Raw genomic sequence first — 26,526 nt, forward strand, 5'->3', positions numbered from 1 at the left:
CGCGCAGCGGCCTCGCGGCCGCCGTCAGCCGCGCGCCTGGCGCAGTTGCAACGGACTCACCCCGAGCAATCGGCGCATGCAGCGCGCCATGTGGCTGGCATCGGCGAAGCCGGTGTCCAGCGCGATCTCGCTCAATCCCGCCGCGCCGTCCAGCACCCGCTGGCGCGCGCGCTCGACCCGCCGCTGCAGCACGAAGCGGTGCGCCGGCAGGCCGGTCGCGCGTTTGAACAGCGGCTTGAAGTGCGACACGCTGAAACCGGCGACGGCGGCGAGTTCGGCCAGCGACAGGTCCGCCTCCAGGTGCGCCTCGATGTAGTCGATCACCCGCGCCAGCCGCCACCCCGGCAGCGCCCGCGCCGTCGCCGCGGGCGCGCGCGCGAAGCGGTGCAGCGCCAGCAGGCGCGCGGCCAGCGCATCGGCCAGGGCATCGACGAACAAGCGCCCGCTGGGGTAACGCTCGCGGTCCTCGGCCTGCATCATCCAGCCGATGCGCTCGATCTGCGCGTCGCGCAGGTGCGCGGCCGGCGCCAGTTCGACCGCGCCGCCGCCCGAGCCCATCGCCTGCGCGGTCTCGTCGATCAGTTCCGGCGCCATCCGCAACAACAGCGAGGTCGCCGGCCCCGACATCGTCCAACGGGTGCTGGCGTTGGCCGGCGACACGCAATACTGGCCCTGCAGGCGCACGCCGCGCCGCTCATGGCGGCCTTCGCGATAGCTCACCGGCACCGCCCCGCCCTGGTGCAGGCACAGCACGTGGCGGCGGTCGAACGGGGTGTCGAACAGGCCTGGCGGCACCGGCACGGTCAGCACGTCCAGGCGCGGTGCGGCGGCCACGGCGTGCTCGCGCGGCCGCGCCGCCGCAGGCAGTTCGGGATAGCACGCAGGACGGTCGGCCATGGCGCGATGCTCGGCGCCGGCCGGCGCCGCCGGCAGAGGCGAAAGTCATCCTTTCGTACTGACGGCCGGCCGTTCCTGCGCGCGCGGCGGCGACGGCGGCGCCAGCCTGTACGGGTCCGCGGCGTTGCGGCGCGATGCCGCCCGCCGATTCCATCCGCCCTTCCGAGCCGCCCGCATGCGCCTGTTTCCCCGCCTCGCCGCCGCCGTCGCGACCCTGTCGCTGTCCGCCCTCGCCCTCGCCGCTCCCACGCCGCGCCCAAGCGCCGGCGAGCGCCTCGACCACGCCCTGCTGTGGGGCCGTAGCCTCGACCAGATCACCGCGGCGATGACCGTCAAGCTCGGCTTCCAGGTCGCGCCCGGCCGGCCGCAAGGCGCGCTGGCCAACCGCTACGTGCGCCTGGACGGCGAGCGCTTCATCGAACTGCTGGGCCTGACCGGCGCCGACGCGCCGCTCGACCCCGGCGCGCAGGCCGACCAGGCCGCGCTGCACGGCGCCGCCGGCGCGCGCACCTTGGTCCTGCACAGCGACGCGCTCGACGCCGCGCGCGCCGCGCTGCTCGCCCGCGGCCTCGCCGCCACGCCGGTGTTCTCCGCCGCGCCCGACGATCCCGACGGCACCGGCCCCGGCACGCCGCCGCGCTGGAGCCTGTTCGCGGTCGATCCCTCGCCGCTGTCGAGCCGGCTGTTCTACATCCGCTACGCGCCGGTGCGTCCCGACATCGCCGCCGACCGCCGCAGCGCGCGCGAGCACCCCAACGGCGCGCGCGAACTCAGCGCGCTGTGGCTGCTCTCGGCCGACGCCGAAGCCGACCGCGCGCAACTGGCCAGGCTCGGCTACGACCGCGCCACGCCGGTGCGGCTGGCGCAGATCGGCGCGCGCGGCTATTGCGTGGCGATCGGCGCCAGCGCGTTGCTGGCGCTGCAGCCCGACGGCGCCGGCGCCGCGGCCGACGCGCTGGCCCAGGGCGGCGCGCAGATCGCCGGAATCAGCATCGGCGTAGCCGACCTCGAACGCGCCCGGCACCTAGTCGGACGCGGCTACGAACGCACGCTGGAGCGCTATCGCGGGCTCGCCGGCGCGTCGTTCCTGGCGCCGAGCCGCGACGACCTCGGGCTGTGGATCGAGTTCCATGCGCGCGACCGCGCAACCGGCCCCTGCGGCGCGGCCGCGGCCGGCGCCGCCAGCGCGAACGCCGGGCGCTGAACCGCAACGCCCGCGCACGCTCGGCTGCGCCGCGCGACGGCGGCTCGCCTCGCCGCGCGAGCCAGCCGCGCGAGCGGATCGGCTAGACTAGCCGCGTCACCGCATCCTGCCCGGATGGCGAAATCGGTAGACGCAGCGGACTTAAAATCCGCCACCCGCGAGGGTATGCCGGTTCGAGTCCGGCTCCGGGCACCACGGCTTGCAGCGATTCGGACGAACGCGAATCCCGGACCGTGCCGACGCCGCTGCGCAGTTCCGTCCGGCGCTGCATCGGCCGCATTCGCCGCCTCCCACGCCTCCACCCGCCTGTGTCCACGCGCGCGTCCGCCGCGCGCGCCGACAGCGAGCCGATCGCACGCAGCCTGCGCGCGCGTTCGCGCTTGCGCACGACGACTCAATGGCGCGAACGCGGCTGCGTGATCGGCCCGTCACAACCCAACCGCGGACATCGTTCGCACCCATCGCCGCGAAATTTTTCGCGCATGCGCAGGTCGCACGCATGCAGCGCGAACGTTGCCACCGCCGATGCCGCATCGCCGCTGCCTTTCTCAAGATGCCCGGCGATTTGAAAGAAGCGCCTTTTTCCTGCGGTCGTTCCCAGCAACGCGGAACTCCGGGCTCCATCGCGACATGGCGCTGAAGTCTATGGATCCCCGCCTTCGCGGGGATGACGGTCTGCGAGAGGCGCGGAGAAACCTGGCTACCGTCGTTCCTGCAAAAGCGGGAACCCAGGCTTCATCGCGACATGACGCTGAAATCTCTGGATCCCCGCCTTCGCGGGGATGACGGCCTGTGAGAAGCGCGGCGATACCCAGCTATCGTCGTTCCCGCGAACGCAGGAACCCAAGGCTTCATCGCGGCATGACGCTCACAACCCTGACCCCCGACGTTCCCGCGAATCCAGGATCGCAAGCGTTGCGGGAAACCCCGCATCCCTCACCAATCGCGCGGCGCGATCAGTTCCTCGACATCCGCCGAGTCGAAGCCGTACGCGTGGGCGATGACCTCGAAGTCGCCGCCGATGTTTTCGCGCGCGGCGGTTTCGATCTCGCTGTCGTGGCGTTCGAACTCTGCGGCGAGCCGGTTGAATTCCTCGGTCGCGGCATGGGTCAGCAGGTACAGCGCATCCAGCGACGGCGGCGGCTCCGCTTCGATGGCCTCGCACAGGCGGATCAGGATCTGCCGTCCCTTCGCCACCAGAAACGGCGGGAAATAGGCGTCGCTCTGCATGTCGGCGAGAAAGTCGTACTGCTGCAACTGCGGGTTGGCGATGCTCACTGGGGCGCTCCTTGCGCCGGGTCGATCCTGCGATGGTACGTCACCGAAATCGCGTGCCCCAACACTTGCGCTGCGGCGCGCGTGCGCCAGCGCCGCCGGCGTACGCGGATTCGCAGTGCGCTGCAAAACCACTTGGCCACCCTGTCCCGGCTCCGGCCTCGAGCGCGCAAAGAAAAAACGGCCGGCTTGCGCCGACCGCTTGGTTCGCTGCTGTGCGCCGCCATCGCGTCGCATCGGTTTGGAGCGGGAAACGAGACTCGAACTCGCGACATCTACCTTGGCAAGGTAGTGCTCTACCAACTGAGCTATTCCCGCTGATTTTTAGCTGCCGCCCCGGCGCGCCGAAGCGGGCCGGGGAAACAAAAGGCGGCCGGCTCGGCCGGACGCCTTGGATGCCGCGGATGCGTCGCCGGGGCGAGGCATCGATCTGGAGCGGGAAACGAGACTCGAACTCGCGACATCTACCTTGGCAAGGTAGTGCTCTACCAACTGAGCTATTCCCGCTGATTTTTTCGACTCCGGCGATGCAGCTGCCGAGGTCGCGAATTGGAGGCCGAGGTCGGAATTGAACCGGCGTACGCGGATTTGCAGTCCGCTGCATAACCACTCTGCCACCCGGCCGGTGACGTCGATACATGTTGCCTTAACACTACGATCGCTGGCAATCCCGAATGTCGCTGGGCGCCGGCTCCCGTCCTAAAAAAACAAACCCCCGCGAGGGGGTTTGATTTCAAGGCGTTCCGTCGCCGGAAACCGGACCGGAACGCCTAAGAATCTGGAGCGGGAAACGAGACTCGAACTCGCGACATCTACCTTGGCAAGGTAGTGCTCTACCAACTGAGCTATTCCCGCTGAGGGAACCGATATTTTAGGCATGGAAAGAAAACTGTCAACTGCTTTCTTAACGGGGCTGCGGTGCCCTGCCCCGCCGCGGTTGCCGCCGCGAACCGCCCCCGGCGCGGCGCCTCAGCGCGGCCCGCCGGTGTCGGCGCGCATGATCGGCCAGGCCGCGCGCAGGTAGGAGAACCCCGACCACAGCGTCAGCAACGCCGCCGCCGCCAGCAGCCATTCGCCGATCTGGAACACCGGCAGGCCGAAGATGCGCTCCTGGTACAGCAGGCACACCAGCGCGACCATCTGCACGATGGTCTTGATCTTGCCGATCGCGGCGACCTTGACCGCCGCGCGCTGGCCCAGCTCGGCCATCCACTCGCGCAGCGCCGAGACCGCGATCTCGCGGCCGACGATGACCGCGGCCCACAGCGTCATCCACACGGTCGGGTGCTTCTGCACGATCAGCAGCAGCGCCACCGCGACCATGAGCTTGTCGGCGACCGGGTCGAGGAAGGCGCCGAAGGCCGAATACTGGTTGTAGCGGCGGGCGATCCAGCCGTCGAGCCAGTCGGTGACCGAGGCGAAGGCGAAGATGAACGCGGCCGCGAGGTTGGTCCACGGGTAATCGAGGAAGAACACCACCACCAGCACCGGGATCAGCACGATCCGCGCCAGGGTCAGCATGGTGGGTATGGTCAACTTCATCCTTCGCTCCGCTTCGGGTCCGGCTCGGCGGCCGCACGTTGCTTCTTGGCCTTCGACGCCTTTGGGGCGGCATCCGTTCCCGGCGCGAGCGCCCCCGGACCGGCCGCGACCGGCCCGGCGCCCGGCGCCGCCGCGGCCTCTTCCGGCGCATCCAGCCCGTGCAGGGCGGCGTAGATGCGCTCGGCCAAGGCCTCGTTGACGCCTTCGACCCGGGAAATCTCTTCGATCCCGGCGGCCTTGAGCCCGCCCAATCCGCCGAAATGCCGCAACAGATTAGCGCGTCGGCGCGGGCCGATGCCGGGAATGTCTTCCAGCCTACTGCTGTTGCGGGTCTTCTGGCGCCGCCCGCGGTGGCCGGTGATGGCGAAACGGTGCGCCTCGTCGCGGACCTGCTGGACCAACTGCAGCGCCGGCGACTCGGCGCCGGGGTGCACGGTGCGCCCGTCGGGCAGCAGCAGTTCCTCGTCGCCGGGGCGCCGCGCCGGGCCCTTGGCCACGCCGACCAGGAGCACGCCCTCCACCCCCAGCTCGCTCAGCGCGGCGCGCGCCTGCGCGACCTGGCCGGCGCCGCCGTCGATCAGCAGCACGTCGGGCATGACCCCGTCTTCCTCCACCGCGCGGCGGAAGCGCCGGGCGATGGCCTGGTTCATCGCCGCATAGTCGTCGCCCTCGACGATCCCGGCGATGTTGTAGCGGCGGTACTGGCCGCGCACCGGGCCTTGCGAATCGAACACCACGCACGAGGCCACGGTGGCCTCGCCCATGGTGTGGCTGATGTCGAAGCACTCGATGCGTTGCGGCAGCGCCGGCATCTTCAGCAGGTCGCGCAGCGCTTCGGCGCGGGCCAGCTGGGCGGCGTGGCTGGTCATCTCGGTGGCCAGCGCCATCTCGGCGTTGCGCCGGGCCAGATCGACATAGCCGGCGCGCTCGCCGCGCACGCTGCTCTTGATCTGCACGCGGCGCTCGCCGGCGGCGGAGAAGGCCTGTTCGAACAGTTCGCGGTCGGGCAGGTCGCGGTCGAGCACGATCTCGCGCGGCGGGGTCTGCTCGCCGTAGTACTGCGAGATGAAGGCGGTCAGCACTTCCTCGGGGTTGTCGCTGCCACGGGTCTGCGGGAAGAACGCGCGGGTGCCGAGGTTGCGGCCGTCGCGGAAGGCCAGCAGCAGCACGCAGGCGGCGGCGCCGGACATCGCCAGCGCCAGCACGTCCAGGTCGGCGGCGCGGCCGTCCACGTACTGGCGCGCCTGCAGGCTGCGGATGCCGGCGATCAGGTCGCGCAGGCGCGCGGCGTCCTCGAAGTCCAGGCGCGCGCTGGAGGCTTCCATGTCGCGGCCGAGTTCGTCGGTGAGCTCGTCGCTGCGGCCCTCCAGGAACAGGCCGGCGCGGCGCACGCTCTCGGAATAGTCGCGCGCCGGCACCAGGCCGACGCAGGGCGCGCTGCAGCGGCCGATCTGGTGCTGCAGGCACGGCCGCGAGCGGTTGCGGAACACGCTGTCCTCGCAGCTGCGCAGGCGGAACAGCTTGTGCATGAGGTTGAGCGTGTCGCGCACCGCGCCGACGCTGGCATAGGGGCCGAAGTAGCGCCCGGCGACCGCGCGCGGGCCGCGGTGCATGGCGATGCGCGGCCACGCCTCGCCGGTCATCAGCACGTAGGGATAGCTCTTGTCGTCGCGCAGCAGCACGTTGTAGCGCGGCTTGAGCGACTTGATCAGCTGGTTCTCCAGGATCAGCGCTTCGGCCTCGGTGCGGGTGACCGTGACTTCCATGCGCACGGTCTGCGCCAGCATCGACATGATCCGCGCCGACTTGGGCGTGGCGTTGAAATAGCTGGAGACGCGGTTCTTCAGCGCGCCGGCCTTGCCGACGTACAGCGGCTTGTCGTCGGCGCCGATCATGCGGTAGACGCCGGGCGCGGTGCTGAGCCGCTTGACGAAGGCCTTGCCGTCGAAAGCGGCGGGCTTGGCGGGCGCCAGCGGTTGCGCCGGCTCGGCGGATGCGGGCGTGGCGTTCGCGGCGGGCCGGTCAGCGGCGCTCATGCGCGCGCGCTCCCCGACGCCGTCGCGCAGGCAGCGAGGCCCGCGCCCACGCCGGCGCGGCGGGACGAAGCAAGCAAGGCGGTGGCGGGCGTCGCGGGTGGCAGCATCGGCGGCGGCTGGCGGCCGGCCCGGCGGCCGGCGAATCGGGGCAGGAACTGAATTGGGTCGATTATGCGCGAGCGCAAGGGGCGGCGATGGGATGGGCGGCTGAATGCGCTGGGGCGGCAAGGCGTCGGAGGCGTTTTGGGGTCGGTGCGGTGGGGCGACCGGATCGGAAGGCGTCGGGCCTGAAGGCCCCGCCACAGAAGCGCCGGCATCGAAGGTTTTGCGCCACGACGGCGTGGCGCCGCAGCACCGCAGCGGCGACGGCTGTTGTGGGAGGGGCTTCAGCCCCGACGCTGTTCGATCAGTCCCCGCAATGCGACCGCAGAGCGTCGGGCCTGAAGGCCCTGCCACGAAAGCGCCGGCAGCTTGGCCCGAAGCCGCACCGCGCGCTCAGCGCTGCTGCAATTCGCGGCGCAAGCGCGCGATCGCCCCGTCGGCGGCGCGGTCGAGCAGTTGGAACACATGCTCGAACTGGGCCGCGCCGCCGGTGTAAGGGTCGGGAATCTCGCCTTCGTTCTCGGTCCCGCACCAATCCAGCAGCAGCGCGCTTCGCGCGGTCGCGTCCTTGGGCGCGCGGGCGCGCACGTCGCGCAGATTCGCGCGGTCGGCGCACAGCAGCCAGTCGCATTCGCGGTAGTCGGCGGCCGCCAGCTGGCGCGCGCGCAGGCCGGAAATGTCGACGCCGTGCTGCGCGGCATTGGCGATCGAACGCCGGTCCGGCGGCTCGCCGACGTGCCAGTCGCCGGTGCCGGCCGAATCCAGTTCGATCAGCCCGCGCAGCGAGGACGCCTCGATGCGCGCGCGCAGCACACCCTCGGCCACCGGCGAGCGGCAGATGTTGCCCAGACATACCACCAGCAGGCGCACGGCTTACCCGTCCTTGCCGGCTGCGCCCTCGCCCGCCGCGCCCTGCGCGGCCAGGAAGGCCTCGGCGCGGGCCAGGTCCTCGGGCGTGTCGACGCCGGGCGGGAAGGCTTCCGGGGTAATGCCCACGGCGATGCGGTAGCCGGCTTCCAGCGCGCGCAGTTGCTCCAGCGATTCGATCTGCTCCAGCCGGCCGGGGCGCATCTTGGCGAACTTGCGCAGGAAACCGGCGCGGTAGCCGTAGATGCCGATGTGGCGCAGCCAGTCGCCGCCGCCGGGCATGCGCTCGCGGTCCTTGGCGAAGGCGTCGCGCGGCCACGGGATCGGCGCGCGGCTGAAGTACAGCGCATCGCCGTTGCCCGCGCGCACCAGCTTGACCGCGTTGGGATCGAACAGGGTCTCGACCTCGGTCACCGCGACCGCCAGGGTCGACATCTCCGCGCCGCTGTCGCGCAGCGCGTCGGCGACGGCGACGATGCCGGCGGCCGGCGCGAACGGCTCGTCGCCCTGCAGGTTGACCACCACGGTGTCGTCGCGCCAGCCGGCGATGTCGGCGCACTCGGCCAGCCGGTCGGTGCCGGAGGCGTGGTCGGGCGAGGTCATCGCCACCTGCACGCCGCAGTCCTTGAGCGCATCGGCGATGCGCGCGTCGTCGGTGGCGATCCACACCTCGCGCGCGCCCGCGGCCAGCGCGCGGCGGGCGACGTGCAGCACCAGCGGCTCGCCGGCAAGTTCGCGCAACGGCTTGCCGGGCAGGCGCGAGGCGGCGTAGCGGGCGGGGATGGCGACGACGAAGTCCTGGCTCATGGTTGGCTCCGGAACGGTGGGGCGCGATGCGTACGGCGAGTATCGGGGAGGCGGCGTGATGGCGGCGCGCGATGGCGGTGGCGGCGTCGCGAGCGTTGGGTCGCGGTCGCAGCTTGCGCATCTCCTACAGGCAGCCCATGCGGGAGCCGCGAGCGCGTAAGGCGGCTATGGCGTCACTTGCGCTTGAACGCCTGCAGCTTGTCCAGCAACGACACCCAGAACGCCTCGGGCAATTCCGCCCGCACCGGCACGCTGTAGTACGTTTCCGGATCGAAGCCGCCCTGCCCGTCCAGCGGGATCTTGACCGCGTCCTTCTCGGTCAGCAGCACCGGCAGCTTGCTGCCGAAGGCGAAGTCGGCGGCGTGGTAGCGGTGGTGGTCGGGAAAGGCGTGCGGGACGATGGCGATGCCCAGCGCGCGCAGCATGGCGAAGTAGCGCTCCGGGTCGCCGATGCCGGCGACCGCGTGCACGCGCTGGCCGGCGAAGGCCTCGAGCTTGAGCGGACGCGCGCCCAGCAAGGGCTGGGCCTGGTCGGCGACCAGACGCATCGGCCATTCGCCGAAACCCGCGCCGGGCGCGGCGTCGCCGCCGGCGGACTGGGGCAGGTTGATCACCCGGAAATCGCAGCGCGCGCCGCGCTCGGGCGGCTCGCGCAAGGGGCCGGCCGGCAGCAGTTGGCCGTTGCCGTAGCGGCGGCGGCCGTCGACCACTTCGATCTCGATGTCGCGCGCCAGCCGGTAGTGCTGCAGGCCGTCGTCGCAGACCACGATGTCGCAACCGGCCTCGGCCAGCGCGCGCGCGGCGCTGGCGCGGTCGCGGTCGGCGCGGACCTTGGCGCCGGTGCGGCGCGCGATCAGCACCGGCTCGTCGCCGCCCAGGCGCGTATCGGTGTTGCGTTCGACCCACAGCGCGGTGGCGGCGTCGTCGCGGCCGTAACCGCGGGTGGCCACGCCCGGGTTCCAGCCTTCCTGCTTCAGCCGCTGGACCAGGGCGATGGTCAGCGGGGTCTTGCCGGCGCCGCCGGCGGTGATGTTGCCGACCACGATCACCGGCACGCCGGGATGGCGGCGGCGCTTGAGGCCGCGGCGGTAGAGGCTGCGGCGCAGGCCGGTGACCGCGGCGTACAGCGCCGCGAGCAGGCGCGCGTGCGCCGGCACCGCGCTGTCGTCGTACCAATAGGCGGGCGGGCCGCCGCGACGCTCGCCGCTCATCGCGCGCTCCGGGCAGTCGGGGCAGCGGTTGCGGCCGCGCGTGCGCGGGCCGTGCGCGCCGGCTTGACGACGCCCGCTACGCGTGCGGCCCCGACGTCCGCCGCGCATGGCAGCGCGCAGCGCGGCGCCGCGCTGTTCATGGCGCCGGGATTCGCGAGGCCGGGCATCGGTCGTGGCGCCACGTTCACTCGGCCTCGCGGAACTGCATGCGGTGCAGATGCGCGTACAGCCCGCCCTGGGCGAGCAGTTCGCTGTGCGACCCGCGTTCGACGATGCGGCCCTGGTCCATCACCAGCACCTGATCGGCGTGTTCGATGGTCGACAGGCGGTGGGCGATGACCAGCGTGGTGCGGTCGGGCATCAGCCGCTCCAGCGCGTCCTGCACCAAGCGTTCGGATTCGGTGTCGAGCGCGGCGGTGGCCTCGTCGAGGATCAGGATCGGCGCGTCCTTGAGCATGGCGCGGGCGATCGCCAGGCGCTGGCGCTGGCCGCCGGAGAGCTTGCCGCCCTTGGCGCCGATCGCGGTGTCCAGGCCCGCGGGCAACTGGTCGACGAACTCGGCCGCGTTGGCGCCCTGGATCGCGCGCGCCAGCGCGTCGGCGCCGGCGTCCTGCATCTCGCCGTAGGCCACGTTGGCGGCGATGGTGCCGTCGAACAGCATTACCTGCTGGCCGACCAGGGCGATCTGCCGGCGCAGGTCGGCGAGCTTGTAGTCGGCCAGGTCGTGGCCGTCGAGCAGGATCTGCCCGGCCTCGGGATCGTAGAAGCGCGGGATCAGCTTGATCAGGCTCGACTTGCCGCTGCCGGAACGGCCGACGATGGCGGTGACCGTGCCCGGCCGGGCGAGGAAGCTGACATCGGCCAGCGCCGGACGCTCCTGGCCCGGATAGCGCGCGGTGACGCCACGGAACTCGATCAGGCCCTGGCTGCGCGCGAGCGCGCGCTCGCCGCTGTCGGGCTCTTCGGCCGCGTCGAGCACCTCGAACAGGCGCTCGGCCGAAGCCACGCCGCGCTGGAGCATGTTCTGCACGTTGGTGAGCTGGCGCAGGTTCGGGATGATCGCCATCATCGACACCATCAGCGTGACGAAACCGCCGGCGTCCAGGCGCCCGGCGAAGGCCTCGCGCCCGGCCACGAACAGCAGCAGCGCCAGGCCGACCGAACCCATCAGCTGGACCATGCCCGAGGCAATGGAACGGGTGGATTCGACCTTGAGGCTGAGCTTGAGGTAGTGGTCGGCGATCTCGCCGTAGCGGTCGAGCTCGGACTTCTGCGCGCCGTAGACCTTCACTTCCTGCTGGTTCGACAGCGCCTGGTCGGCGGCGAGCAGCAGTTGCGCCCCGCTCTCCTGGATGCGGTGGCTGATGCGGCGATAGCGGCGGCCGACCTTGTCCATGACCCAGGCCAGCGGCGGCGCCATCAGGAACACCGCGACGGTGACCTGCCAGCTCGTCCACAGCATCACCACCAGCAACGCCAGCGCCTGGGTCGATTGCTGCACCATCACCTTCATCGCATCGACCGAGGCCTGCGCGACCTGGTCGCTGTCCGAGCCCAGCCGCACCAGCATCGACGGCACCGGCTCGGTGTCGAATCGCGAGCCCGGCAGGCGCAGGTACTTGCCCAGCACCTGCACGCGCAGGTCGCGGGCGACGCCGCGGCCGGACTTGGCCATGTAATAGTCGGTGACGTAACCGGCGATGCCGCGCAGCACGAACAGGCCGACGATCGCCGCCGGCAGCCACATCGCCACCGACGTGTTCTTGGCGATGAAGGTCTGGTTGATGATCGGGTCCATCAACTTGGTGAAGCCCGCGCCGGCGACGGCTTCGATCAGCATGCCGATCCCCGCCAGCCACAGCAGGCCGCGGTAGGGCAGCGCGAAGCGCAGCAGCCGGCGGTAGGTCTGCCACGGCGAGGCGTCGGAATGCGCCGTCACCGGGCCGTCCCTGCCGGCGCCGCGGCCGGCTTGGCGGCGGCGCCCGGCGGCGGCGCGGTCGCGCTCATGATCTTGCGAAAGCCGAGCTGGCCGAGCGCGTCGTAGACGGTGACCACCGCCTGGTACGGCGTGCGCGCGTCGGCGCGCAGCATCACGGTGCGGTCGCGGTCGTCGCCGGCGATTTCGGCGATGGTGGTCTTGAGCGATTCCAGATCGTCGCGCAGCACTTCGCGGTCGCCGACGAAATAACGGCCTTCGGCGTTGACCAGCACCACCAGCGCCTGGCTGGCGTCGCCGGACGGCTCGCCGGTGGCGCGCGGCAGCTCGAGCTTGAGCACCGAGCGCGCGTCGAAGGTGGCGGTGACCACGAAGAAGATGATCAACACAAGGATCACGTCGATCAACGGGACCAGGTTGATCTCCGGCTCGTCGTCGGCGCGGCGGTCGCGGATGCGCATGCCGGCGGCGCCTCAGCCCTGGCCGCCGGCCAGGCGCACCGGACGAGGCTCGCCGCTGGCGCGGCCTTCGCCGGGGTGCTGCTGCAGCACGTCGACCAAGGCGATGGCTTCGTGCTCCATCGCCACGATGTATTCGGAGATGCGGCCGCGGAACCAGCGGTGCGCCATCAGCGCCGGGATCGCCACGATCATGCCGGTGGCGGTGCACACCAGCGCCTTGCCGATGCCGCCGGCGAGCTGGTTGACGTCGCCGATGCCGTGGTCGTTGATGACCAGGAACATCTGGATCATGCCGACCACGGTGCCGAACAGGCCCAGCAGCGGGCCGGCCGCGGCGATGGTGCCGAGCGTGTTCAGGTAACGCTCCATGCGGTGGACCAGATGCCGGCCGACGTCCTCGATGCGTTCGCGGATTTCCTCGCGCGGACGGCCGCGCACGTCGAGCGCGGCCGCCAGCAGCGCGCCCAGCGGCGCGGTCACGCGCAGCGATTCGATGTGGGCCGGGTCGAGCTTGCCGCCGGCGGCCCAGGCGCGCACTTCCTGGCCCAGGTTCGGCGGCAGCACCGCGCGCCGGCGCAGGGTCCACAGCCGCTCGATGATGATCGCCAGGGCCAGCGCCGACAGGATCAACAACGGAATCATCGGCCAACCGCCGGCCTTCACCAGTTCCAGCACTCGCGAACCCCCGGCCCATGGCCGACTTCAATCCGGGCGATAGGATAGCCCAGGCGCGCGCCGGGCCGCGTCCCACAGCCGCGGGTGTGTCTGGCGTCGCGATTCCAGGGCCGGGCCCGCCGCGCTCGCGCGCCCCTGCGGCGGCGCGCCCAGCCTGATCCGCAGGGCGCCGTCCGCGGCGGTGTCGGCGATCGTCGCGCCGGCCTGGCGCCAGCGCCGCAGCACGTCCGCGCGCGGATGCCCGAAACGGTTGCCGTGGCCGCTGGAGACCACGGCGTAACGGGCGCCGGTGGCGCGCACGAACGCCGGATCGGAGGATTCGGCGCTGCCGTGGTGGGCGATCACAACCACATCGGCGCGCACGCTGTCGGCCGCGGACAGGGCCGCGCGCCGGACCAGATCGCGCTCGACCACCTCGCCGATATCGCCGGTCAGCAGCGCGCTGCCGTGTTCGCCGTCGATGCGCAGCACGCAGCTGGACTCGTTGCGCAGATAAGGAAAGTGCGCGGGCGGATGCAGGAAGCGCAGGCGCACGCCGTCCCAGCGCCATTCGCGGCCGGCCTCGCAGGCCTGCAGGCGCAGGCCGCGCAGCGCCTCGCCTTCGACCTCCGGCGGCGCCCACCGCAGCGGCGCGGGAAACGCGCGCAGCACCGCGGCCAGGCCGCCGGCATGATCCTGGTCGCCGTGGCTGGCGACCGCCGCGTCGAGCCGACGCACGCCCAGCGCGCGCAGCGCCGGCACCACCGCGCGTTCGCCGGCGTCGAAGCCGTCGCGCACCGCCGGGCCGGCATCGAACAGCAGGCTGTGGTTGGCGGTGCGCACCAGCACCGCCAGCCCCTGCCCTACGTCGATCACCACCAGTTCGGCCTCGCCCGGCGCGGGCAGGCGCCGGTCCGGCCAGAGCAGCGGCAGCCACAGCAAGACCGCCAGCGCCTTGCCCGGAGTGCCGCGCGGCAGCAGCAACCAGAACGCGCCGAGCAACGCCAGCGGCAAGGCGAACCCGCGCGGCTCCGGCAGCCACCACAGCGCCAGACCGCTGCCGGCCAGGGCCTGGAACCCTGGCCAGCCGGGTTCGAAACACGCCGCGGCCCAGCGCCAGGCGAATTCGCCGGCGCCCGCGCGCAGGGTTTCCAGGCCGGTGCCGAGCAGGGCCAGCGGCACCACCAGCAGGCTCCACCACGGCACCGCGATCAGGTTCGCCAACGGCCCGGCCAGCGAGGCCTGGCCGAACAGCGCCACGCACACCGGCAGCAAGCCCAGGCTAGCCACGCCCTGGGCGGAAACGAATCCGCCCAGGCGCTGGCGCCAGCCGCCCTCGCCCATCGCCGGCAGGCACCACAACAGCCAGGCCACGCCGAGGAAGCTGAGCCAGAATCCGGCGCCGAGCACGGCCAGGGGATCGGCCAGCACCACCGCGATCGCGGCCAGCGCCAACCCATCGACGCCGTGACCGCCGCGGCGCGCCAAGCGCAACCCGGCCACCACCGCGATCATTAGCCAGGTGCGCACGGTCGGCAGGGCGAAGCCGGCCGCGGCCGCGTACAACAAGCCGCCGAGCATCGCCGCGACCGCCGCCGCGGCCACTGCCGGCACGCGCCGGCCCAGGCCCGGCCACAGCCACCACAGGCCGCGCACGACCAGGGCGAAGAAGCCGGCGACCAGACCGACATGGAAACCGGAGATCGCGATCAGGTGGGTCAGGCCGTTGCCGCGCAGCACCTCCCAGTCGGCGTCGTCGAGGCCGCGGGTGTCGCCGAGCGCGAGCGCGCGCACGAAGCGCGAACCCGGCGTGGCCACCGCCGCGGCGATGCGCCCGCACATCGCTTCGCGCCAGGCGTCCAGGCCGGCCGCCGGCGCCAACAGGCGCGCCTGCGTCGCCGGATCGCGCAGGTAGCCGTTCGCGCCCAGGCGCTGCGCCAACGCGTATTTCTCCGCATCCGGGCCGCCCGGGTTGCGCAATCCGCGCGGCGCCCGCACCCGCGCCTGCAGTCGCCAGCGCTGGCCGGCCTTCAGCGCCGCGCGCGGTTGCGGGTCGTCGTCGTACCACGCCAGCCGCAGCAGGCGCCCGCGCAGCGGTGGCGGCTGCGTCGCGTCGTCGTCGACGCGGAAGCGGAACTGAGTGCGGCGCGCCTCGTGCGTGGGCAGGTCGACGATGCGGCCGCTCACGACGACGTCGCGCTTTTCCCAGTCCGGCGGCAATTGCAGCGCCAGCGCGTGGGCCGCATGCAGGCTCGCCAACGCGAAGCCGAACGCGAACGCGGCCGGCGCGCGGGCGCGCCGCAACCGCCACCAAGCCGCCGTCGCCGCAGGCAACAACAGCGCCATCGCCTGCCAGGGAAGCAGCCGCGGCGAGGCCAGCGCCGCGCCGATGCCGGCGAGCAGCGCGACCGCGACGAACTTCCCCAATGGCGGCGTCCTTGCCGCGTCGAACATGGCATCGCTCCTTCGCCGTTTGGACTACGCCGCTACGCGTTGCAACCCGCGTGCGCGGCCGCGGACTGCGTCAGTCGGCGTGGGGAACCTTAGCCTTGCGGCGAAGGCGAGCGCATCGCCTGAAGTCCGGAGCGGGTGTAGGCGGTCGGCTCGGCGGCGGGTCGGAAAACGGCGATGAAGGTTGGGCCGGAGATACCGGCACGGCATCGCTGCAAGCCGGTGGCCGGCGCTCGCATCGGGGCGTTCGTCGTCGCGCCGTTGTCGCGGTCGCGGCTTGCGCCGCTCCTACCGTCGGATTGCGAGGCCAGCGCGAGACAAGTCATCGCGCAAGGACTCTAAGCAGTGCTCGCAACGATTGGGACCGACACGGCCACTGCGGCGCTCGCCGTCGTTCTGTAGCCGCGGTCGCGGCCAGCGCCGCGCCTACCGCCCGATCGCGCCCGCCGCGCGGGCGCGGATCAGACCTCGCCCGGCGGCAACTGCCGCAGCTTGCCTTCGTGCAATTCCATCACCCGGTCCAGGCGCCGGGCCAGGCGGCGGTCGTGGGTGACCATGACCAGGCTGGTGCCTTGGTCGCGGTTGAGCGCGAGCATCAGCTCGAACACGGTCGCGGCGGTCTTCTCGTCGAGGTTGCCGGTGGGTTCGTCGCCGAGCACGCAGGCCGGGCGGTTGACCAGGGCGCGCGCGACCGCGGCGCGCTGGCGCTCGCCGCCGGACAGTTCGCCGGGCTTGTGATTGAGGCGATGGCCCAGGCCCACCGATTCGAGCAGGCTGCGCGCGCGTTCGCGCGCTGCTTCCACTTCGGAGTACGAACGCGTCAGGTAACGCGGCAGGTCGTAGAACAGGAAACCGGGGATGCCGAGCAGGATCGCCCCTACTCCCGCGGCTCCGGTGCGCCCCCCGAACCACCAGTCGCGCAATCGCAACGGCTGGCCGCTGAGCAGGATCGGCAGCATCACGTTCTCGAGCGCGGTGAACTCCGGCAACAGATGGTGGAACTGATAGACGAAGCCCAGCGACTCGTTGCGCAATATGCCGCGCGAGCGATCCGACAACGTGCTCATCCGGTGGCCACAGACGTAGACCTCGCCGTCGGTAGGCTTGTCCAGTCCGCCGAGCAGATGCAGCAACGTGCTCTTGCCGGCGCCGGATGCGCCCAGGATCGCGACGGTCTCGCCGCGCCGCACCGACAGTTGCAGGCCGTCGAACACCGGCGTGTGCAGCTTGCCTTCCGAATAGGTCATCGCCAGTCCTTCGCAGGACAGCACGATGTCGTCGGCCGTCGGGGCCGCGGCCGGCGCGTTTGCCGACTGGATGCGCTCGTCACTCATAACGCAGCGCCTCGGCCGGGGCCGTGCGCGCGGCGCGCCAGGCGGGATAGATGGTGGCCAGGAACGCCATCGCCAGGGCGACGCAGGCGATGACGGTCACGTCGCTCGTGCGCAGGTCGGTCGGCAGGCCGGTGATGTAGTAGACGTCCTCCGGCAGCAGCTGCACGCCGAGCACGGCCTCGATGGCCTTGAGGATGTGTTCCAGGTTCAGGGTCAGCACGATGCCGCCGATCACCCCGAGCACGGTGCCGATGATGCCGATCAGGGTGCCCTGGACGACGAAGATGCGCATCACGCTCATCGGGGTGAGCCCGAGGGTGCGCTGGATCGCGATGTCGGCCTGCTTGTCGGTCACCAGCATCACCTGCGAGGACACCAGGTTGAACGCGCCCATCGCGATGATCAGCGACAGCAGGATCGCCATCACCGTCTTCTCCATCTTCAGCGCGCGGAACATGTTGGCGTTGTCGCTGCTCCAATCGGTGACCCGGTACGGGCCGCCGAGGTTGACCGCGAGGTCGCGCGCCACATCCCAGGCCTGGTCCATGTCGTGCAGCTTCAGGCGCACGCCGGTGACACCCTCGCCCATGCGCAGCACCCGCTGCATGTCGTGCATGTTGGCGACCGCCATGCCCTTGTCGTATTCGTTGTAGCCGGCCTCGAAGATGCCGCTGACGGTGAAGCGCTTGAGCTGCGGCATCGCCCCCATCGGCGTGCTGCGGCCGTCGGCGGTCATCACCACCACGCTGTCGCCGACCTGGGCGCCCATCCACAGCGCCAGTTCCTTGCCGAGCACGATGTTGAAGCTGCCCGGCTCGAGCGAATCGAGCTTGCCCTGGACCATCTTGTCGGCCAGCACCGAGACCCGCCCTTCCAGGGCCGGATCGACGCCGCGCACGATCGCCGGCTGCTGGCGCGCGGCCGAGAGCAACGCCTCTTTCTCGACATACGGCGCGGCGCCGGCGACGCGCTTGTCGGCGCTCGCCATCTCGACCGCGTGGCGCCAGTCCTGCAAGGGTTCGCCGTAGGCGCTGACGGTGGCGTGCGCGGCCATCTGCAGCATGCGGTCGCGGATCTCGCGCTGGAAGCCGCTCATCACCGCCAGGGTGGTAATCAGCGCGGTCACGCCCAGGGCGATGCCGGCGATGGAGGCGAGCGAGATGAAGGAGATGAAGCCGTTGCGGCGCTTGGCGCGCAGGTAGCGCAAGCCGATGGCGACTGAGATGGGTTTGAACATGTAGCCAGGAGTGGGGATTAGGGATTGGGGATTGGGCGGAACTCCGGGGCCGGCGCGGCTGGCCGCGTGGCGATCCCGGGACCTGGACCCCTAATCCCCGCTCATGGTGCCACCGAACGCGGTGCGGGCGTATCGATTGCGACCGCGGCGGCCAGCCGGAGTTCACGCCGGCCCTGGGCGTCGAGGCTGTCGGGCCACCACAGCAGGCGCCCGCGGCGGCCCTGGGCGTCGCGGAACTCCAGCCGCGCCAACGGTCCGCGCCAGTACAGGCGGGCCTGCGCGATCGGCGCATCGTCCAGCCACGCGCGGGCACCGGCCAGGCGCAGGCGGCGCGGCGGGCGGCGCAGTTCGAGCCGGGCCAGGGCCGCGCCCCACCCCGCCGCCAGCGCGGCCACCGGCCAGGCCAGGCGCGCCGGCGCTTCGCTGGCGAGCGTAGCGGCGCCGGCCAGCACGCCGAGCGCGGCCAGCGCGACGGCCAACAGCCGCGAGGCCCGCCAATCGACACAGCCGGGCGCGGACCCGGCGACCGGCATCGGGACGAACGCCGCGGCGAGGCCCGCCCGCAGCGATCCGGCCAGCCGTCCGCCGGCCTGGGCGATGGTTCGCATCGCGGCGCCGACAGCCGCGCCGCCGCGCGCGCGATCCGATGCCGGCTTCGACTGCGGCCGCGATCGCGCCTCAGACCGGCAGGTTGCGGATCTTCTCCACCAATGCCTGCAGTTGCGCATCCTGCGCTTCCTCGTGGCCCATGAACCAATGCCAGAGCTTATCGTCCTCGGTTTCCAGCAGGCGTAGGAAAATCCCGCGTTCGTCCGCGGGCGATTGCCGCCACGCGCGGTCGAGATAGCGGCCGAACAACTGGTCGAGTTCGCGCATGCCGCGGCGGCAACGCCAGCGCAGCCGGCGCAGTTCGAGTTCGTCGCCGTCGTCGGCGGATGGGGTGTCGCTCATTGGACTCTCCTACCGGGTGTTTCGCCTGCGGCCGCCGCGTGCGCGGCTCACTGCGCCAGCAGGCCGGCGCCGATCCGCGCCCACAGCAGCCACAGCGCCGCGCCGCCGCCGGCATAGGCGTAGAAGCGGTGCATGACCTTGTTGTAGCTGCACTGGATCGCGCTGTGGGCGATGCGCAAGGCGACGAACAGCCAGGCCAGGACCAGGGTCGCGGTGTCGTGGAAGCCGTTGAACGCGGCCACCGTCAAGGCCACGTAGAACAGCACCGGCAACTCGAACAGGTTGCGGAAATTGTCCGCGGCGCGCGATTCGGTCAGCTTCGCCACCGCCTGCGCCGAGGTCGCCACCGCCTGCGGGTGGATGCGCTCGCGCTTCATCTGGCCGATGCGCACGTAGAACATGCGCAGCCACACCAGGCAGGTCAGCGCGGCCATCGCCAGCGCGGGAAGGAAGATCGCTTTCGTGTCCATCGGTCGGTCGCTCCCTGGAGGGCCGCGCGCGGCGCGGCGATGGCGGCGTTCAAGACGATGCCGCAGACGGCGCGACCCGGCCGCGCCAGCGCGCATCCTCCGCCAAACGCGGCGGCGCCGCCACTGGACCTGCGGCCGATGCGGCGCGCCCGCACGGCCGCGGCCGCAGCGCGCGCACGAAAACCGCGGGCGAAAAAACGCCGCCGCCCGCAAGCGGACGGCGGCGTGGGTTCGCTGCCTTGGGACGGGCCGGTCAGACCCGGCGCTGCAGCATCAGCTTCTTGATCTCGCCGATGGCCTGGGCCGGGTTCAAGCCCTTCGGGCAGGTCCGCGCGCAGTTCATGATGGTGTGGCAGCGATAGAGCTTGAACGGGTCTTCCAGATCGTCCAGGCGCCCGCCGGTGTCCTCATCGCGCGAATCGATGATCCAGCGATAGGCCTGCAGCAGGATCGCCGGGCCGAGGTAGCGGTCGCCGTTCCACCAATAGCTCGGGCAGCTGGTCGAGCAGCACGCGCACAGGATGCACTCGTACAGGCCGTCGAGCTTCTCGCGGTCGGCCGGCGACTGCAGGCGCTCGCGGTCCGACGGGGTCGGGCTCTGGGTGCGCAGCCACGGCCGGATCGAGGCGTACTGGGCGTAGAAGTGGGTCAGGTCCGGAACCAGGTCCTTGACCACGTCCATGTGCGGCAGCGGGTACACCGGCACGTCGCTCTTGGCGTCGCCGCAGTCGGCGATGGCGCGGGTGCACGCCAGGGTGTTGGTGCCGTCGATGTTCATCGCGCACGAACCGCAGATGCCCTCGCGGCAGGAGCGGCGGAAGGTCAGGGTCGGGTCGATCTCGTTCTTGATCTTGATCAGCGCGTCCAGAACCATCGGCCCGCACGTAGCCAGATCGACTTCGTACGTATCGACGCGCGGATTCATGCCGTCGTCGGGGTTCCAGCGGTAGACCTTGAAGGTGCGCGGCTGCTTGGCGCCCGGTGTCGCCCAGTGGCGGCCCTTCTGGATCTTGGAGTTCTTAGGCAGTGAAAATTGGGCCATGTCGGCGGCTCCTGATCAGTAGACGCGCTTGGCCGGCGGGATCGATTCGACATCCCCCGACATCGGCTGCATGTGGACGGGGCGATAGTCGATGCGGGTATTGCCCTGCTCGTCCACCCAGCACAGCGTGTGCTTCTGCCAGTGCGCGTCGTCGCGCTCGGGGAAGTCCTCGTGGGCGTGCGCGCCGCGCGATTCCTTGCGGTTCTCGGCGGACACGATCGTCACCAGCGCCTGGTCGAGCAGGTTGGCCAGCTCGAAGGTCTCGATCAGGTCCGAGTTCCACACCATCGAACGGTCGGTGACCTTGACGTCGGCGAACGAGGCATGGATCTCGCGCATCTTGGCCACGCCCTCGGCGAGGGTCTGGCTGGTGCGGAACACCGCCGCGTCGGCCTGCATGGTGCGCTGCATCTTGTCGCGGATGACCGAGGTCGGGGTGCTGCCGCTGGCGTTGCGCAGCTTGTCCAGGCGCGCCAGGGCGATGTCGCAGGCGTCCGCGGCGAGCGGCGCCTGCTTGGCGTCGGGCGTGATCGTCTCGGCGCAGCGGTTGGCGACCGCACGGCCGAACACCACCAGGTCGAGCAGCGAGTTGGAACCCAGGCGGTTGGCGCCGTGCACCGACACGCAGGCGGCTTCGCCGATCGCGTACAGGCCCGGCACGACCGCGTCGGGGTTGCCGTCGCGCAGCTGCACCACTTCGCCGTGGTAGTTGGTCGGGATGCCGCCCATGTTGTAGTGCACGGTCGGGATCACCGGGATCGGCTGCTTCTCCACGTCCACGCCGGCGAAGATGCGCGCCGATTCGGCGATGCCGGGCAGCTTCTTGTGGATCACTTCGGGGCCGAGGTGGGTAAGGTCGAGCAGGATGTGGTCCTTGTGCTCGCCGACGCCGCGGCCGTCGCGGATTTCCATGGTCATCGCGCGGCTGACCATGTCGCGCGGGGCGAGGTCCTTCACGCTCGGCGCGTAGCGCTCCATGAAGCGCTCGCCGCTGCTGTTGCGCAGGATGCCGCCTTCGCCGCGCACGCCTTCGGTGATCAGGCAGCCGGCGCCGTAGATGCCGGTCGGGTGGAACTGCACGAACTCCATGTCCTGCATGCCCAGGCCGGCGCGCAGGGCCATGCCGCCGCCGTCGCCGGTGCAGGTATGGGCCGAGGTGGCGCTGAAGTAGGCGCGGCCGTAGCCGCCGGTGGCCAGCACCGTGCCCTGCGCCTTGAACAGGTGCAGGGTGCCTTCGGCCATGTCCAGCGCGAGCACGCCGCGGCAGGCGCCGTGCTCGTCCATAATCAGGTCGAGGGCGAAGTACTCGATGAAGAACTGCGCGTCGTGCGCCAGCGACTGCTGGTACAGCGTGTGCAGGATCGCGTGGCCGGTGCGGTCGGCCGCGGCGCAGGTGCGCTGCGCCGGCGGGCCCTTGCCGAACTTGGTGGTCATGCCGCCGAACGGACGCTGGTAGATCTTGCCGTCGTCGGTGCGCGAGAACGGCACGCCGTAGTGTTCGAGTTCGATGATGGCCGGAATCGCCTCGCGGCACATGTACTCGATGGCGTCCTGGTCGCCGAGCCAGTCCGAGCCCTTGACGGTGTCGTAGAAGTGGTACTTCCAGTTGTCGTCGCCCATGTTGGCCAGCGCCGCGGCCACGCCGCCCTGCGCCGCCACGGTGTGCGAACGGGTCGGGAACACCTTGGTGATGCAGGCGGTCTTCAGGCCCTTCTGGGCCAGGCCGAAGGTGGCGCGCAGGCCGGCGCCGCCGGCGCCGACCACGACCATGTCGAAGGTGTGTTCTTGGATCTTGTAGGCAGAGGCCACGGATCAGGCTCCCAGCGCGATGCGGATGATGGCGAGCACGCTGGCCAGGGCCGCGAGTGCGCAAACGAAAACGACGGCGATCTGCGAGGCCATCGCCAACAAGGGGGCGTGGACGTAGTCCTCGATGACCACCTGCAGGCCCAACCGCGCATGCCAGAACATCGCGATCACGAACGCGCTCAGCAGCACCGCGTTGCAGGGATTGGCGACGCTGGCGCGGACGCTGGCGTAGTCGCCGCCGATCCACGACACGATCAGGCCGATGGTGTACAGGCTCAGGAAGATCAGCGCGATCGCGGTGACGCGCTGGACCACGAAGTGGTGGCTGCCGTACTTGGCCGAGCCCAGGCCGCGCGCGGACTTGAGCGCGGTGCGCGCTTCCTTCTGGGTGAAGATGCTCATGCGCCACCTCGCGACATCATGGCGACGATCCAGATCAGCGCGGTCAGCACCAGGCTGCCGACGATGCTGACCCAGCTGTTGCGGATGAAGGTCTGGACCTTGAAGCCGAAGCCGGCGTCCTGGACCAAGTGGCGGATGCCGTTGAGCAGGTGGTAGGCGAAGGCCCAGGTCCAGCCGAACAGGATCAGGAAGCCCAGCGGCGAGCGGGCGCAGGCGATGAAGCTCGCCCATGCGTCCGGCCCGGCGGCCAGGGCGGTGAGGCCCCAGGCGATCAGCAGGGCGCCGATGGAAAGGATGACACCGGTCGCGCGGTGCAGGATCGAGGTCACCATCTGTACCTGCCAGCGGTAAACCTGCAGGTGTGGCGACAAAGGTCGTTCGCGGTTCGCCATGAGGGTATGGCAATCTCGGCTGGGCGGCGGCGCCGCGTGGCGGGAAGCGTGCGGACACGCCGGTGTGGGGGTGGGGACGGTGCTTGAAAAGCGAACGAGGCGGACCGATCGACTAGAAATCGATGCAGCGTCCGTTCTTTTCCCAGTCGCCGTAGCGGGTCGGTTCGAGACCGTCGCGACCACCGTGCTCCTTGGGCGGCTGCGTTTTCGCAGCGGGCTCAACCGGAGCGTCCTTGGCGGAAGGCGATGCGCCTCCCGTCTCGGCCGCGCCGGACACGGGGGTCGCCGGGGTCTCGGACGCGTCGTCCGAACGTGCTTCCGGGGTGGTTTCGCCTATCATCACAGCGTTAAATATTAATTCCCGCCCCCCATGCCTGACAACCCGCACGCCTTGCCCGGACAGGTCTTCGCCCTGCCCGGCCAACGCCTCATCGCCCTGGAAGGCCGCGACGCCGCGGTCTTCGCCCAGGCGCAATTCATGAACGACGTCAAGGCCCTGGCCGACGGCCACTGGCAATGGAGCGGCTGGCTGACGCCCAAAGGCCGGGCGATCGCCCTGTTCGCGCTGCTGCGCCTGTCCGACCAACGGGTCTGGCTGGCCATGCCCGACGCCGACGCCGACGCGCTGGTCGAGGCGCTCAAGCGCTTCGTGTTCCGCAGCAAGCTCGCCCTGTGCGTGCGTGAAGACCTTGTGATCGAAGGCCGCTTCGGCGCGCCCGAGCGCGCGGCCGGTCCGGCGATCGGCGGCGATGCCGACGGCATCGTCGAGCTCGACCTGAGCGGCGATGGCGACGCGCGGACTTTGCGGATCGTGCCGGCAACGCAGGCCGCCGCGGCCGACGAAGCCCTGGCCGCGCGCTGGGCGCTGGCCGACCTGCGCCACGGCCTGCCGCGCCTGCCCGCCTCGCAGGCCGGGCAATGGACCCCACAGCAACTGTCGCTGGACCGGCTGCGCGGCTACAGCGTCAAGAAGGGCTGCTACCCGGGCCAGGAAATCGTCGCCCGCACCCACTTCCTCGGCAAGGCCAAGCGCGGGCTGGCCTTGTTCGCCACCGCCGCGCCGGTCGCGGCCGGCACGGAGGTACGCGGCGAAAGCGCGGCGCTGGGCACCGTGGCGGCCAGCGCCAGCGACGGCGCGACCCATCTGGCGCTGGCGGTGCTGCCGCTGGAGCGCGCCGAGGGCAGCGCCTGGATCGATGGCCAACCGGCGCAAGAGATCGCGTTGCTGGACGGTCTGGCGCGCTGAGCGGGCTTGCTGCAGCAGCGGCGCGCATCGCCGCTTCGGCCGCTTTCTGTAGGAGCGGCGCAAGCCGCGACCGCGCCAATGCGGCTACGGCGCAAGTTTCCTAGCCAGATCGTTGGGTCGCCCGCGACGGCATCGGCCGTTCCGTCGTAATCGCATTGCCGCGGTCGCGGCTTGCGCCGCTCCTACAGAAAGCGGCGCAAGCCGCGATGCGCTCGGCTACAAGCCGCCCTCGCCGCTCGTCGCCTGGATCAGCGCCGTTCCGGCCTGGTTGCGCTGGGCGCGCCAGTGTTCGTGCCAGGCCTGGAACATCAGCACGTTCCACAGATGCGTGTGCCAGCGCTTCTCGCCGTCGATGAAGGCGCGCCACAGGCCGTGGACCAGGTCGGCGTCGAAATAGCCCTGCGCGCGCAGCCGGTCCGGGTCGAGCAAGGCCTGCGCCCACTCGCGCAGGTCGCCGCGCAGCCATTGCGAGACCGGCGCGCCGAAGCCGCGCTTGCCGCGGTCGACCATCGCGTCGGGCAGGTAGCGCTTGAGCACGCGCTTGAGCAGGCGCTTGCTGTCGCCGTCCGCGTCGCGCTTGTATTGCAGCGGCAGCGACCAAGCGAACTCGGCGACCTGGGTGTCCAGCAGCGGCGCGCGCGCTTCCAACCCGACCGCCATGCTGGCGCGGTCGACCTTGCACAGCAGATCGTCGGGCAGGTAGACGCTGTAGTCGGCCAGCATCATCGCGTCGGCCGCGGTGCCGCGGCCGTCGAGCGGTTCGGCCAAGTCGTACAGGGTCGGCGGCAGTTGCGCGCCGGGCACCGCGGCCTGCGGGAAGCGCCAGCGCACGATGCGGTTGCGGTAGACGTCGCCGATCCCACGCGCGCCCATCTCGGCCGCGAACGCGGCGAAGCCGCCGGCGCGCGAGGCTTCGCCGTGGTCCTGGGCGCGCCCGGCCAGCCAGCGCCGCAGCGGCGCCGGCACCCGGTGCAGCAGGCTCAGGTTGCGCAAGGCGCGCTCGTAGCGCTTGTAGCCGAAGAACAGTTCGTCGCCGCCGTCGCCCGACAGCGCCACCGTGACCAGGTCGCGAGCGAGCTTGCACACCAGCGCGGTCGGCACCTGCGAGGCGTCGGCGAAGGGTTCGTCGAACATCGCCGGCAATCGCGGCACCACCGCCAGGGCGTCGCCGCCGCTGACGTACAGCTCGGTATGCGCGGTGCCCAGGTGCCGCGCCACTTCCAGCGCCAGCGGCGCCTCGTCGTGGTGCGAGCCCTCGAAGCCGATGGTGAAGCTCTGCACCGGCTTGGCGCTGAGCGCCTGCATCAGCGAAGTCACCACCGACGAATCGGTACCGCCGGACAGGAACACCCCGACCGGCACGTCGGCGACCATGCGCAGGCCGACCGCCTCGCGCAGCAGTTCGTCGAGGCGGTCCTCGGCGGCATCGATGTCGCCTTCGAACGGATCGGCGATCGCCGCGCGCATGCGCTCGGTGGCGTTCCAGTAGCGTTGCTGGTCGCGCGCCGGATCGTGCGCGCCGGGGCCGCGGGCGATGGCCGCGGCGTCCAGGCGCAGCAGCGCGCCCGGCGCCAGCTTCCAGGTATCGGCGTGGATGCAGTACGGCGAGGGCACGTAGTCGTAGCGCAGCAGCAGCGCCAGCGCGTCGCGGTCGACGCCGTTGTCGAACTGCGGATGCCGCCACAGCGCCTTGAGTTCGGAGCCGAACACCAGGGTGTCGCCGGCCCAGCCGTAGTACAGCGGCTTCTTGCCGACCCGGTCGCGCGCCAGCCACAGTTCGCCGCGCTCGCGGTCCCACAGGGCGATGGCGAACATGCCGTTGCAGCGCGCGATCGCCGCCTCCACGCCCCATTGCGACACCGCCGCCAGCAGCACTTCGGTGTCGGAATGGCCGCGGAAGCCGTGGCCCAGGCCGAGCAGTTGCTCGCGCAGTTCGGCGAAGTTGTAGACCTCGCCGTTGTAGGCGATCACGTAGCGCCCGTCGGCCGAGGCCATCGGCTGATGGCCCAGCGGCGACAGGTCGAGGATGCTCAGCCGGCGATGCGCGAGCGCGATGCCGGCCTGCGGGTCGGCCCAGACGCCGCCGTCGTCGGGGCCGCGGTGGTGCAGCGCCTCGCCCATCGAAGCGGCGAGCGCGCCCAGGTGCTCCTGGTCGAGATCGTTGCGCGGACGCAGCAGTCCGGCCAGGCCGCACATCGGC

The 26,526-nt window shown here is 71.2% G+C and carries 24 protein-coding genes, 5 tRNA genes and 1 pseudogene; 3 read left to right on the forward strand and 27 right to left on the reverse strand.

Annotated elements, in window-relative coordinates; all coding sequences use genetic code 11:
* Nucleotides 1–24: 24 nt before the first annotated feature.
* The gene (locus BLV01_RS02035) at nucleotides 25–897 is read right to left on the reverse strand and encodes a helix-turn-helix domain-containing protein (protein ID WP_091793587.1); all 873 of its coding nucleotides are present in this window, start codon (nucleotides 895–897) and stop codon (nucleotides 25–27) included.
* A 175-nt stretch (nucleotides 898–1,072) separates the two neighbouring features.
* On the opposite strand from BLV01_RS02035, the gene BLV01_RS02040 reads away from it, so the two are divergent.
* Both BLV01_RS02040 and BLV01_RS02045 read left to right on the forward strand, forming a co-directional pair.
* Nucleotides 1,073–2,101 (forward strand): VOC family protein, encoded by a 1,029-nt coding sequence (locus BLV01_RS02040; protein WP_091793589.1) that lies wholly within the window; start codon nucleotides 1,073–1,075, stop codon nucleotides 2,099–2,101.
* Nucleotides 2,102–2,209: 108 nt separating this feature from the next.
* Nucleotides 2,210–2,296: transfer RNA gene (locus BLV01_RS02045), tRNA-Leu, on the forward strand.
* 199 nt (nucleotides 2,297–2,495) lie between these two features.
* Here BLV01_RS02045 and BLV01_RS25110 read toward each other — a convergent pair.
* The 25 genes and pseudogenes from BLV01_RS25110 to BLV01_RS27030 form a co-directional block, all read right to left on the reverse strand.
* The gene (locus tag BLV01_RS25110) at nucleotides 2,496–2,705 is read right to left on the reverse strand and encodes a hypothetical protein (RefSeq protein WP_139178397.1); all 210 of its coding nucleotides are present in this window, start codon (nucleotides 2,703–2,705) and stop codon (nucleotides 2,496–2,498) included.
* Nucleotides 2,706–3,037: 332 nt separating this feature from the next.
* Entirely contained in the window at nucleotides 3,038–3,379 is a 342-nt protein-coding gene (locus BLV01_RS02050; RefSeq protein ID WP_175485736.1) for a DUF5713 family protein, read from the reverse strand.
* 239 nt (nucleotides 3,380–3,618) lie between these two features.
* Nucleotides 3,619–3,694, reverse strand: a tRNA-Gly gene (locus tag BLV01_RS02055).
* A 113-nt stretch (nucleotides 3,695–3,807) separates the two neighbouring features.
* A tRNA-Gly gene (locus tag BLV01_RS02060) sits at nucleotides 3,808–3,883 on the reverse strand.
* A 43-nt stretch (nucleotides 3,884–3,926) separates the two neighbouring features.
* Nucleotides 3,927–4,000: transfer RNA gene (locus BLV01_RS02065), tRNA-Cys, on the reverse strand.
* 155 nt (nucleotides 4,001–4,155) lie between these two features.
* A tRNA-Gly gene (locus BLV01_RS02070) sits at nucleotides 4,156–4,231 on the reverse strand.
* Between the two features lie 114 nt (nucleotides 4,232–4,345).
* Nucleotides 4,346–4,918: a CDP-diacylglycerol--glycerol-3-phosphate 3-phosphatidyltransferase gene (gene pgsA, locus BLV01_RS02075; protein WP_091793591.1), complete on the reverse strand. Its 573-nt coding sequence runs from the start codon at nucleotides 4,916–4,918 to the stop codon at nucleotides 4,346–4,348.
* A 134-nt stretch (nucleotides 4,919–5,052) separates the two neighbouring features.
* Nucleotides 5,053–6,954: pseudogene (gene uvrC, locus BLV01_RS02080) on the reverse strand (excinuclease ABC subunit UvrC); the annotation flags it as partial.
* Between the two features lie 495 nt (nucleotides 6,955–7,449).
* Complete coding sequence (locus BLV01_RS02085; RefSeq protein ID WP_091793595.1) at nucleotides 7,450–7,926, reverse strand: low molecular weight protein-tyrosine-phosphatase; 477 nt, start codon at nucleotides 7,924–7,926, stop codon at nucleotides 7,450–7,452.
* Nucleotides 7,927–7,929: 3 nt separating this feature from the next.
* A complete protein-coding gene (kdsB, locus tag BLV01_RS02090; RefSeq protein WP_091793597.1) occupies nucleotides 7,930–8,730 on the reverse strand; it encodes a 3-deoxy-manno-octulosonate cytidylyltransferase in 801 nt (266 codons plus the stop codon).
* A gap of 173 nt (nucleotides 8,731–8,903) precedes the next feature.
* Entirely contained in the window at nucleotides 8,904–9,941 is a 1,038-nt protein-coding gene (gene lpxK / locus BLV01_RS02095) for a tetraacyldisaccharide 4'-kinase (RefSeq protein WP_091793599.1), read from the reverse strand.
* 184 nt (nucleotides 9,942–10,125) lie between these two features.
* Complete coding sequence (msbA, locus tag BLV01_RS02100) at nucleotides 10,126–11,880, reverse strand: lipid A export permease/ATP-binding protein MsbA (protein WP_254782479.1); 1,755 nt, start codon at nucleotides 11,878–11,880, stop codon at nucleotides 10,126–10,128.
* The gene (locus BLV01_RS02105; protein WP_091793601.1) at nucleotides 11,877–12,338 is read right to left on the reverse strand and encodes an ExbD/TolR family protein; all 462 of its coding nucleotides are present in this window, start codon (nucleotides 12,336–12,338) and stop codon (nucleotides 11,877–11,879) included. Before BLV01_RS02105 ends, msbA begins: the two co-directional genes overlap by 4 nt.
* 12 nt (nucleotides 12,339–12,350) lie before the next feature.
* Nucleotides 12,351–13,013: a MotA/TolQ/ExbB proton channel family protein gene (locus BLV01_RS02110; protein WP_091793603.1), complete on the reverse strand. Its 663-nt coding sequence runs from the start codon at nucleotides 13,011–13,013 to the stop codon at nucleotides 12,351–12,353.
* A 27-nt stretch (nucleotides 13,014–13,040) separates the two neighbouring features.
* Entirely contained in the window at nucleotides 13,041–15,446 is a 2,406-nt protein-coding gene (locus BLV01_RS02115) for a ComEC/Rec2 family competence protein (RefSeq protein ID WP_091793605.1), read from the reverse strand.
* Between the two features lie 458 nt (nucleotides 15,447–15,904).
* Nucleotides 15,905–16,690, reverse strand: a complete 786-nt coding sequence (locus BLV01_RS02120) for an ATP-binding cassette domain-containing protein (RefSeq protein ID WP_091794603.1) — start codon at nucleotides 16,688–16,690, stop codon at nucleotides 15,905–15,907.
* 79 nt (nucleotides 16,691–16,769) lie between these two features.
* Nucleotides 16,770–18,014, reverse strand: coding sequence for a lipoprotein-releasing ABC transporter permease subunit (locus BLV01_RS02125; protein ID WP_091793607.1), 1,245 nt, complete (start codon nucleotides 18,012–18,014; stop codon nucleotides 16,770–16,772).
* Between the two features lie 101 nt (nucleotides 18,015–18,115).
* A complete protein-coding gene (locus tag BLV01_RS02130; protein ID WP_254782480.1) occupies nucleotides 18,116–18,622 on the reverse strand; it encodes a hypothetical protein in 507 nt (168 codons plus the stop codon).
* A 70-nt stretch (nucleotides 18,623–18,692) separates the two neighbouring features.
* On the reverse strand, nucleotides 18,693–18,965 hold the full coding sequence (locus BLV01_RS02135; RefSeq protein ID WP_091793609.1) for an FAD assembly factor SdhE: 273 nt from the start codon (nucleotides 18,963–18,965) through the stop codon (nucleotides 18,693–18,695).
* A gap of 47 nt (nucleotides 18,966–19,012) precedes the next feature.
* The gene (locus BLV01_RS02140; RefSeq protein WP_175485738.1) at nucleotides 19,013–19,435 is read right to left on the reverse strand and encodes an MAPEG family protein; all 423 of its coding nucleotides are present in this window, start codon (nucleotides 19,433–19,435) and stop codon (nucleotides 19,013–19,015) included.
* A gap of 253 nt (nucleotides 19,436–19,688) precedes the next feature.
* Nucleotides 19,689–20,477: a succinate dehydrogenase iron-sulfur subunit gene (locus BLV01_RS02145; RefSeq protein WP_091793612.1), complete on the reverse strand. Its 789-nt coding sequence runs from the start codon at nucleotides 20,475–20,477 to the stop codon at nucleotides 19,689–19,691.
* 15 nt (nucleotides 20,478–20,492) lie between these two features.
* The gene (sdhA, locus tag BLV01_RS02150) at nucleotides 20,493–22,247 is read right to left on the reverse strand and encodes a succinate dehydrogenase flavoprotein subunit (RefSeq protein WP_217633443.1); all 1,755 of its coding nucleotides are present in this window, start codon (nucleotides 22,245–22,247) and stop codon (nucleotides 20,493–20,495) included.
* Nucleotides 22,248–22,289: 42 nt separating this feature from the next.
* Nucleotides 22,290–22,688: a succinate dehydrogenase, hydrophobic membrane anchor protein gene (sdhD, locus tag BLV01_RS02155; RefSeq protein WP_091793616.1), complete on the reverse strand. Its 399-nt coding sequence runs from the start codon at nucleotides 22,686–22,688 to the stop codon at nucleotides 22,290–22,292.
* Nucleotides 22,685–23,080 (reverse strand): succinate dehydrogenase, cytochrome b556 subunit, encoded by a 396-nt coding sequence (sdhC, locus tag BLV01_RS02160; protein ID WP_091793618.1) that lies wholly within the window; start codon nucleotides 23,078–23,080, stop codon nucleotides 22,685–22,687. Before sdhC ends, sdhD begins: the two co-directional genes overlap by 4 nt.
* Before the next feature lie 112 nt (nucleotides 23,081–23,192).
* Complete coding sequence (locus tag BLV01_RS27030; protein ID WP_175485739.1) at nucleotides 23,193–23,420, reverse strand: DUF1674 domain-containing protein; 228 nt, start codon at nucleotides 23,418–23,420, stop codon at nucleotides 23,193–23,195.
* 30 nt (nucleotides 23,421–23,450) lie between these two features.
* Here BLV01_RS27030 and BLV01_RS02170 point away from each other — a divergent pair, with 30 nt between their 5' ends.
* Nucleotides 23,451–24,326, forward strand: coding sequence for a CAF17-like 4Fe-4S cluster assembly/insertion protein YgfZ (locus BLV01_RS02170; protein WP_091793620.1), 876 nt, complete (start codon nucleotides 23,451–23,453; stop codon nucleotides 24,324–24,326).
* A gap of 216 nt (nucleotides 24,327–24,542) precedes the next feature.
* Here BLV01_RS02170 and asnB read toward each other — a convergent pair whose 3' ends face one another.
* On the reverse strand, nucleotides 24,543–26,522 hold the full coding sequence (asnB, locus tag BLV01_RS02175) for an asparagine synthase (glutamine-hydrolyzing) (RefSeq protein WP_091793622.1): 1,980 nt from the start codon (nucleotides 26,520–26,522) through the stop codon (nucleotides 24,543–24,545).
* Nucleotides 26,523–26,526 lie beyond the last annotated feature (4 nt).

This window comes from Lysobacter sp. yr284 (assembly GCF_900107375.1).
Classification (GTDB): Bacteria; Pseudomonadota; Gammaproteobacteria; order Xanthomonadales; family Xanthomonadaceae; genus Lysobacter.

What these genes read in the sequence shown, in the direction of transcription:
- BLV01_RS02120 (WP_091794603.1), bottom strand. Translation starts at nt 16,690, where the DNA reads ATGACCTATTCGGAAGGCAAGCTGCACACGCCGGTGTTCGACGGCCTG.
- sdhA (WP_217633443.1), bottom strand. Translation starts at nt 22,247, where the DNA reads ATGGTCGTGGTCGGCGCCGGCGGCGCCGGCCTGCGCGCCACCTTCGGC.
- BLV01_RS02105 (WP_091793601.1), bottom strand. Translation starts at nt 12,338, where the DNA reads ATGCGCATCCGCGACCGCCGCGCCGACGACGAGCCGGAGATCAACCTG.
- BLV01_RS02145 (WP_091793612.1), bottom strand. Translation starts at nt 20,477, where the DNA reads ATGGCCCAATTTTCACTGCCTAAGAACTCCAAGATCCAGAAGGGCCGC.
- BLV01_RS02115 (WP_091793605.1), bottom strand. Translation starts at nt 15,446, where the DNA reads ATGTTCGACGCGGCAAGGACGCCGCCATTGGGGAAGTTCGTCGCGGTC.
- BLV01_RS02140 (WP_175485738.1), bottom strand. Translation starts at nt 19,435, where the DNA reads ATGGACACGAAAGCGATCTTCCTTCCCGCGCTGGCGATGGCCGCGCTG.
- BLV01_RS02040 (WP_091793589.1), top strand. Translation starts at nt 1,073, where the DNA reads ATGCGCCTGTTTCCCCGCCTCGCCGCCGCCGTCGCGACCCTGTCGCTG.
- BLV01_RS02170 (WP_091793620.1), top strand. Translation starts at nt 23,451, where the DNA reads ATGCCTGACAACCCGCACGCCTTGCCCGGACAGGTCTTCGCCCTGCCC.
- BLV01_RS02135 (WP_091793609.1), bottom strand. Translation starts at nt 18,965, where the DNA reads ATGAGCGACACCCCATCCGCCGACGACGGCGACGAACTCGAACTGCGC.
- BLV01_RS27030 (WP_175485739.1), bottom strand. Translation starts at nt 23,420, where the DNA reads ATGATAGGCGAAACCACCCCGGAAGCACGTTCGGACGACGCGTCCGAG.
- kdsB (WP_091793597.1), bottom strand. Translation starts at nt 8,730, where the DNA reads ATGAGCCAGGACTTCGTCGTCGCCATCCCCGCCCGCTACGCCGCCTCG.
- pgsA (WP_091793591.1), bottom strand. Translation starts at nt 4,918, where the DNA reads ATGAAGTTGACCATACCCACCATGCTGACCCTGGCGCGGATCGTGCTG.
- sdhC (WP_091793618.1), bottom strand. Translation starts at nt 23,080, where the DNA reads ATGGCGAACCGCGAACGACCTTTGTCGCCACACCTGCAGGTTTACCGC.
- BLV01_RS02125 (WP_091793607.1), bottom strand. Translation starts at nt 18,014, where the DNA reads ATGTTCAAACCCATCTCAGTCGCCATCGGCTTGCGCTACCTGCGCGCC.
- BLV01_RS02035 (WP_091793587.1), bottom strand. Translation starts at nt 897, where the DNA reads ATGGCCGACCGTCCTGCGTGCTATCCCGAACTGCCTGCGGCGGCGCGG.
- sdhD (WP_091793616.1), bottom strand. Translation starts at nt 22,688, where the DNA reads ATGAGCATCTTCACCCAGAAGGAAGCGCGCACCGCGCTCAAGTCCGCG.
- lpxK (WP_091793599.1), bottom strand. Translation starts at nt 9,941, where the DNA reads ATGAGCGGCGAGCGTCGCGGCGGCCCGCCCGCCTATTGGTACGACGAC.
- BLV01_RS02130 (WP_254782480.1), bottom strand. Translation starts at nt 18,622, where the DNA reads ATGCGAACCATCGCCCAGGCCGGCGGACGGCTGGCCGGATCGCTGCGG.
- asnB (WP_091793622.1), bottom strand. Translation starts at nt 26,522, where the DNA reads ATGTGCGGCCTGGCCGGACTGCTGCGTCCGCGCAACGATCTCGACCAG.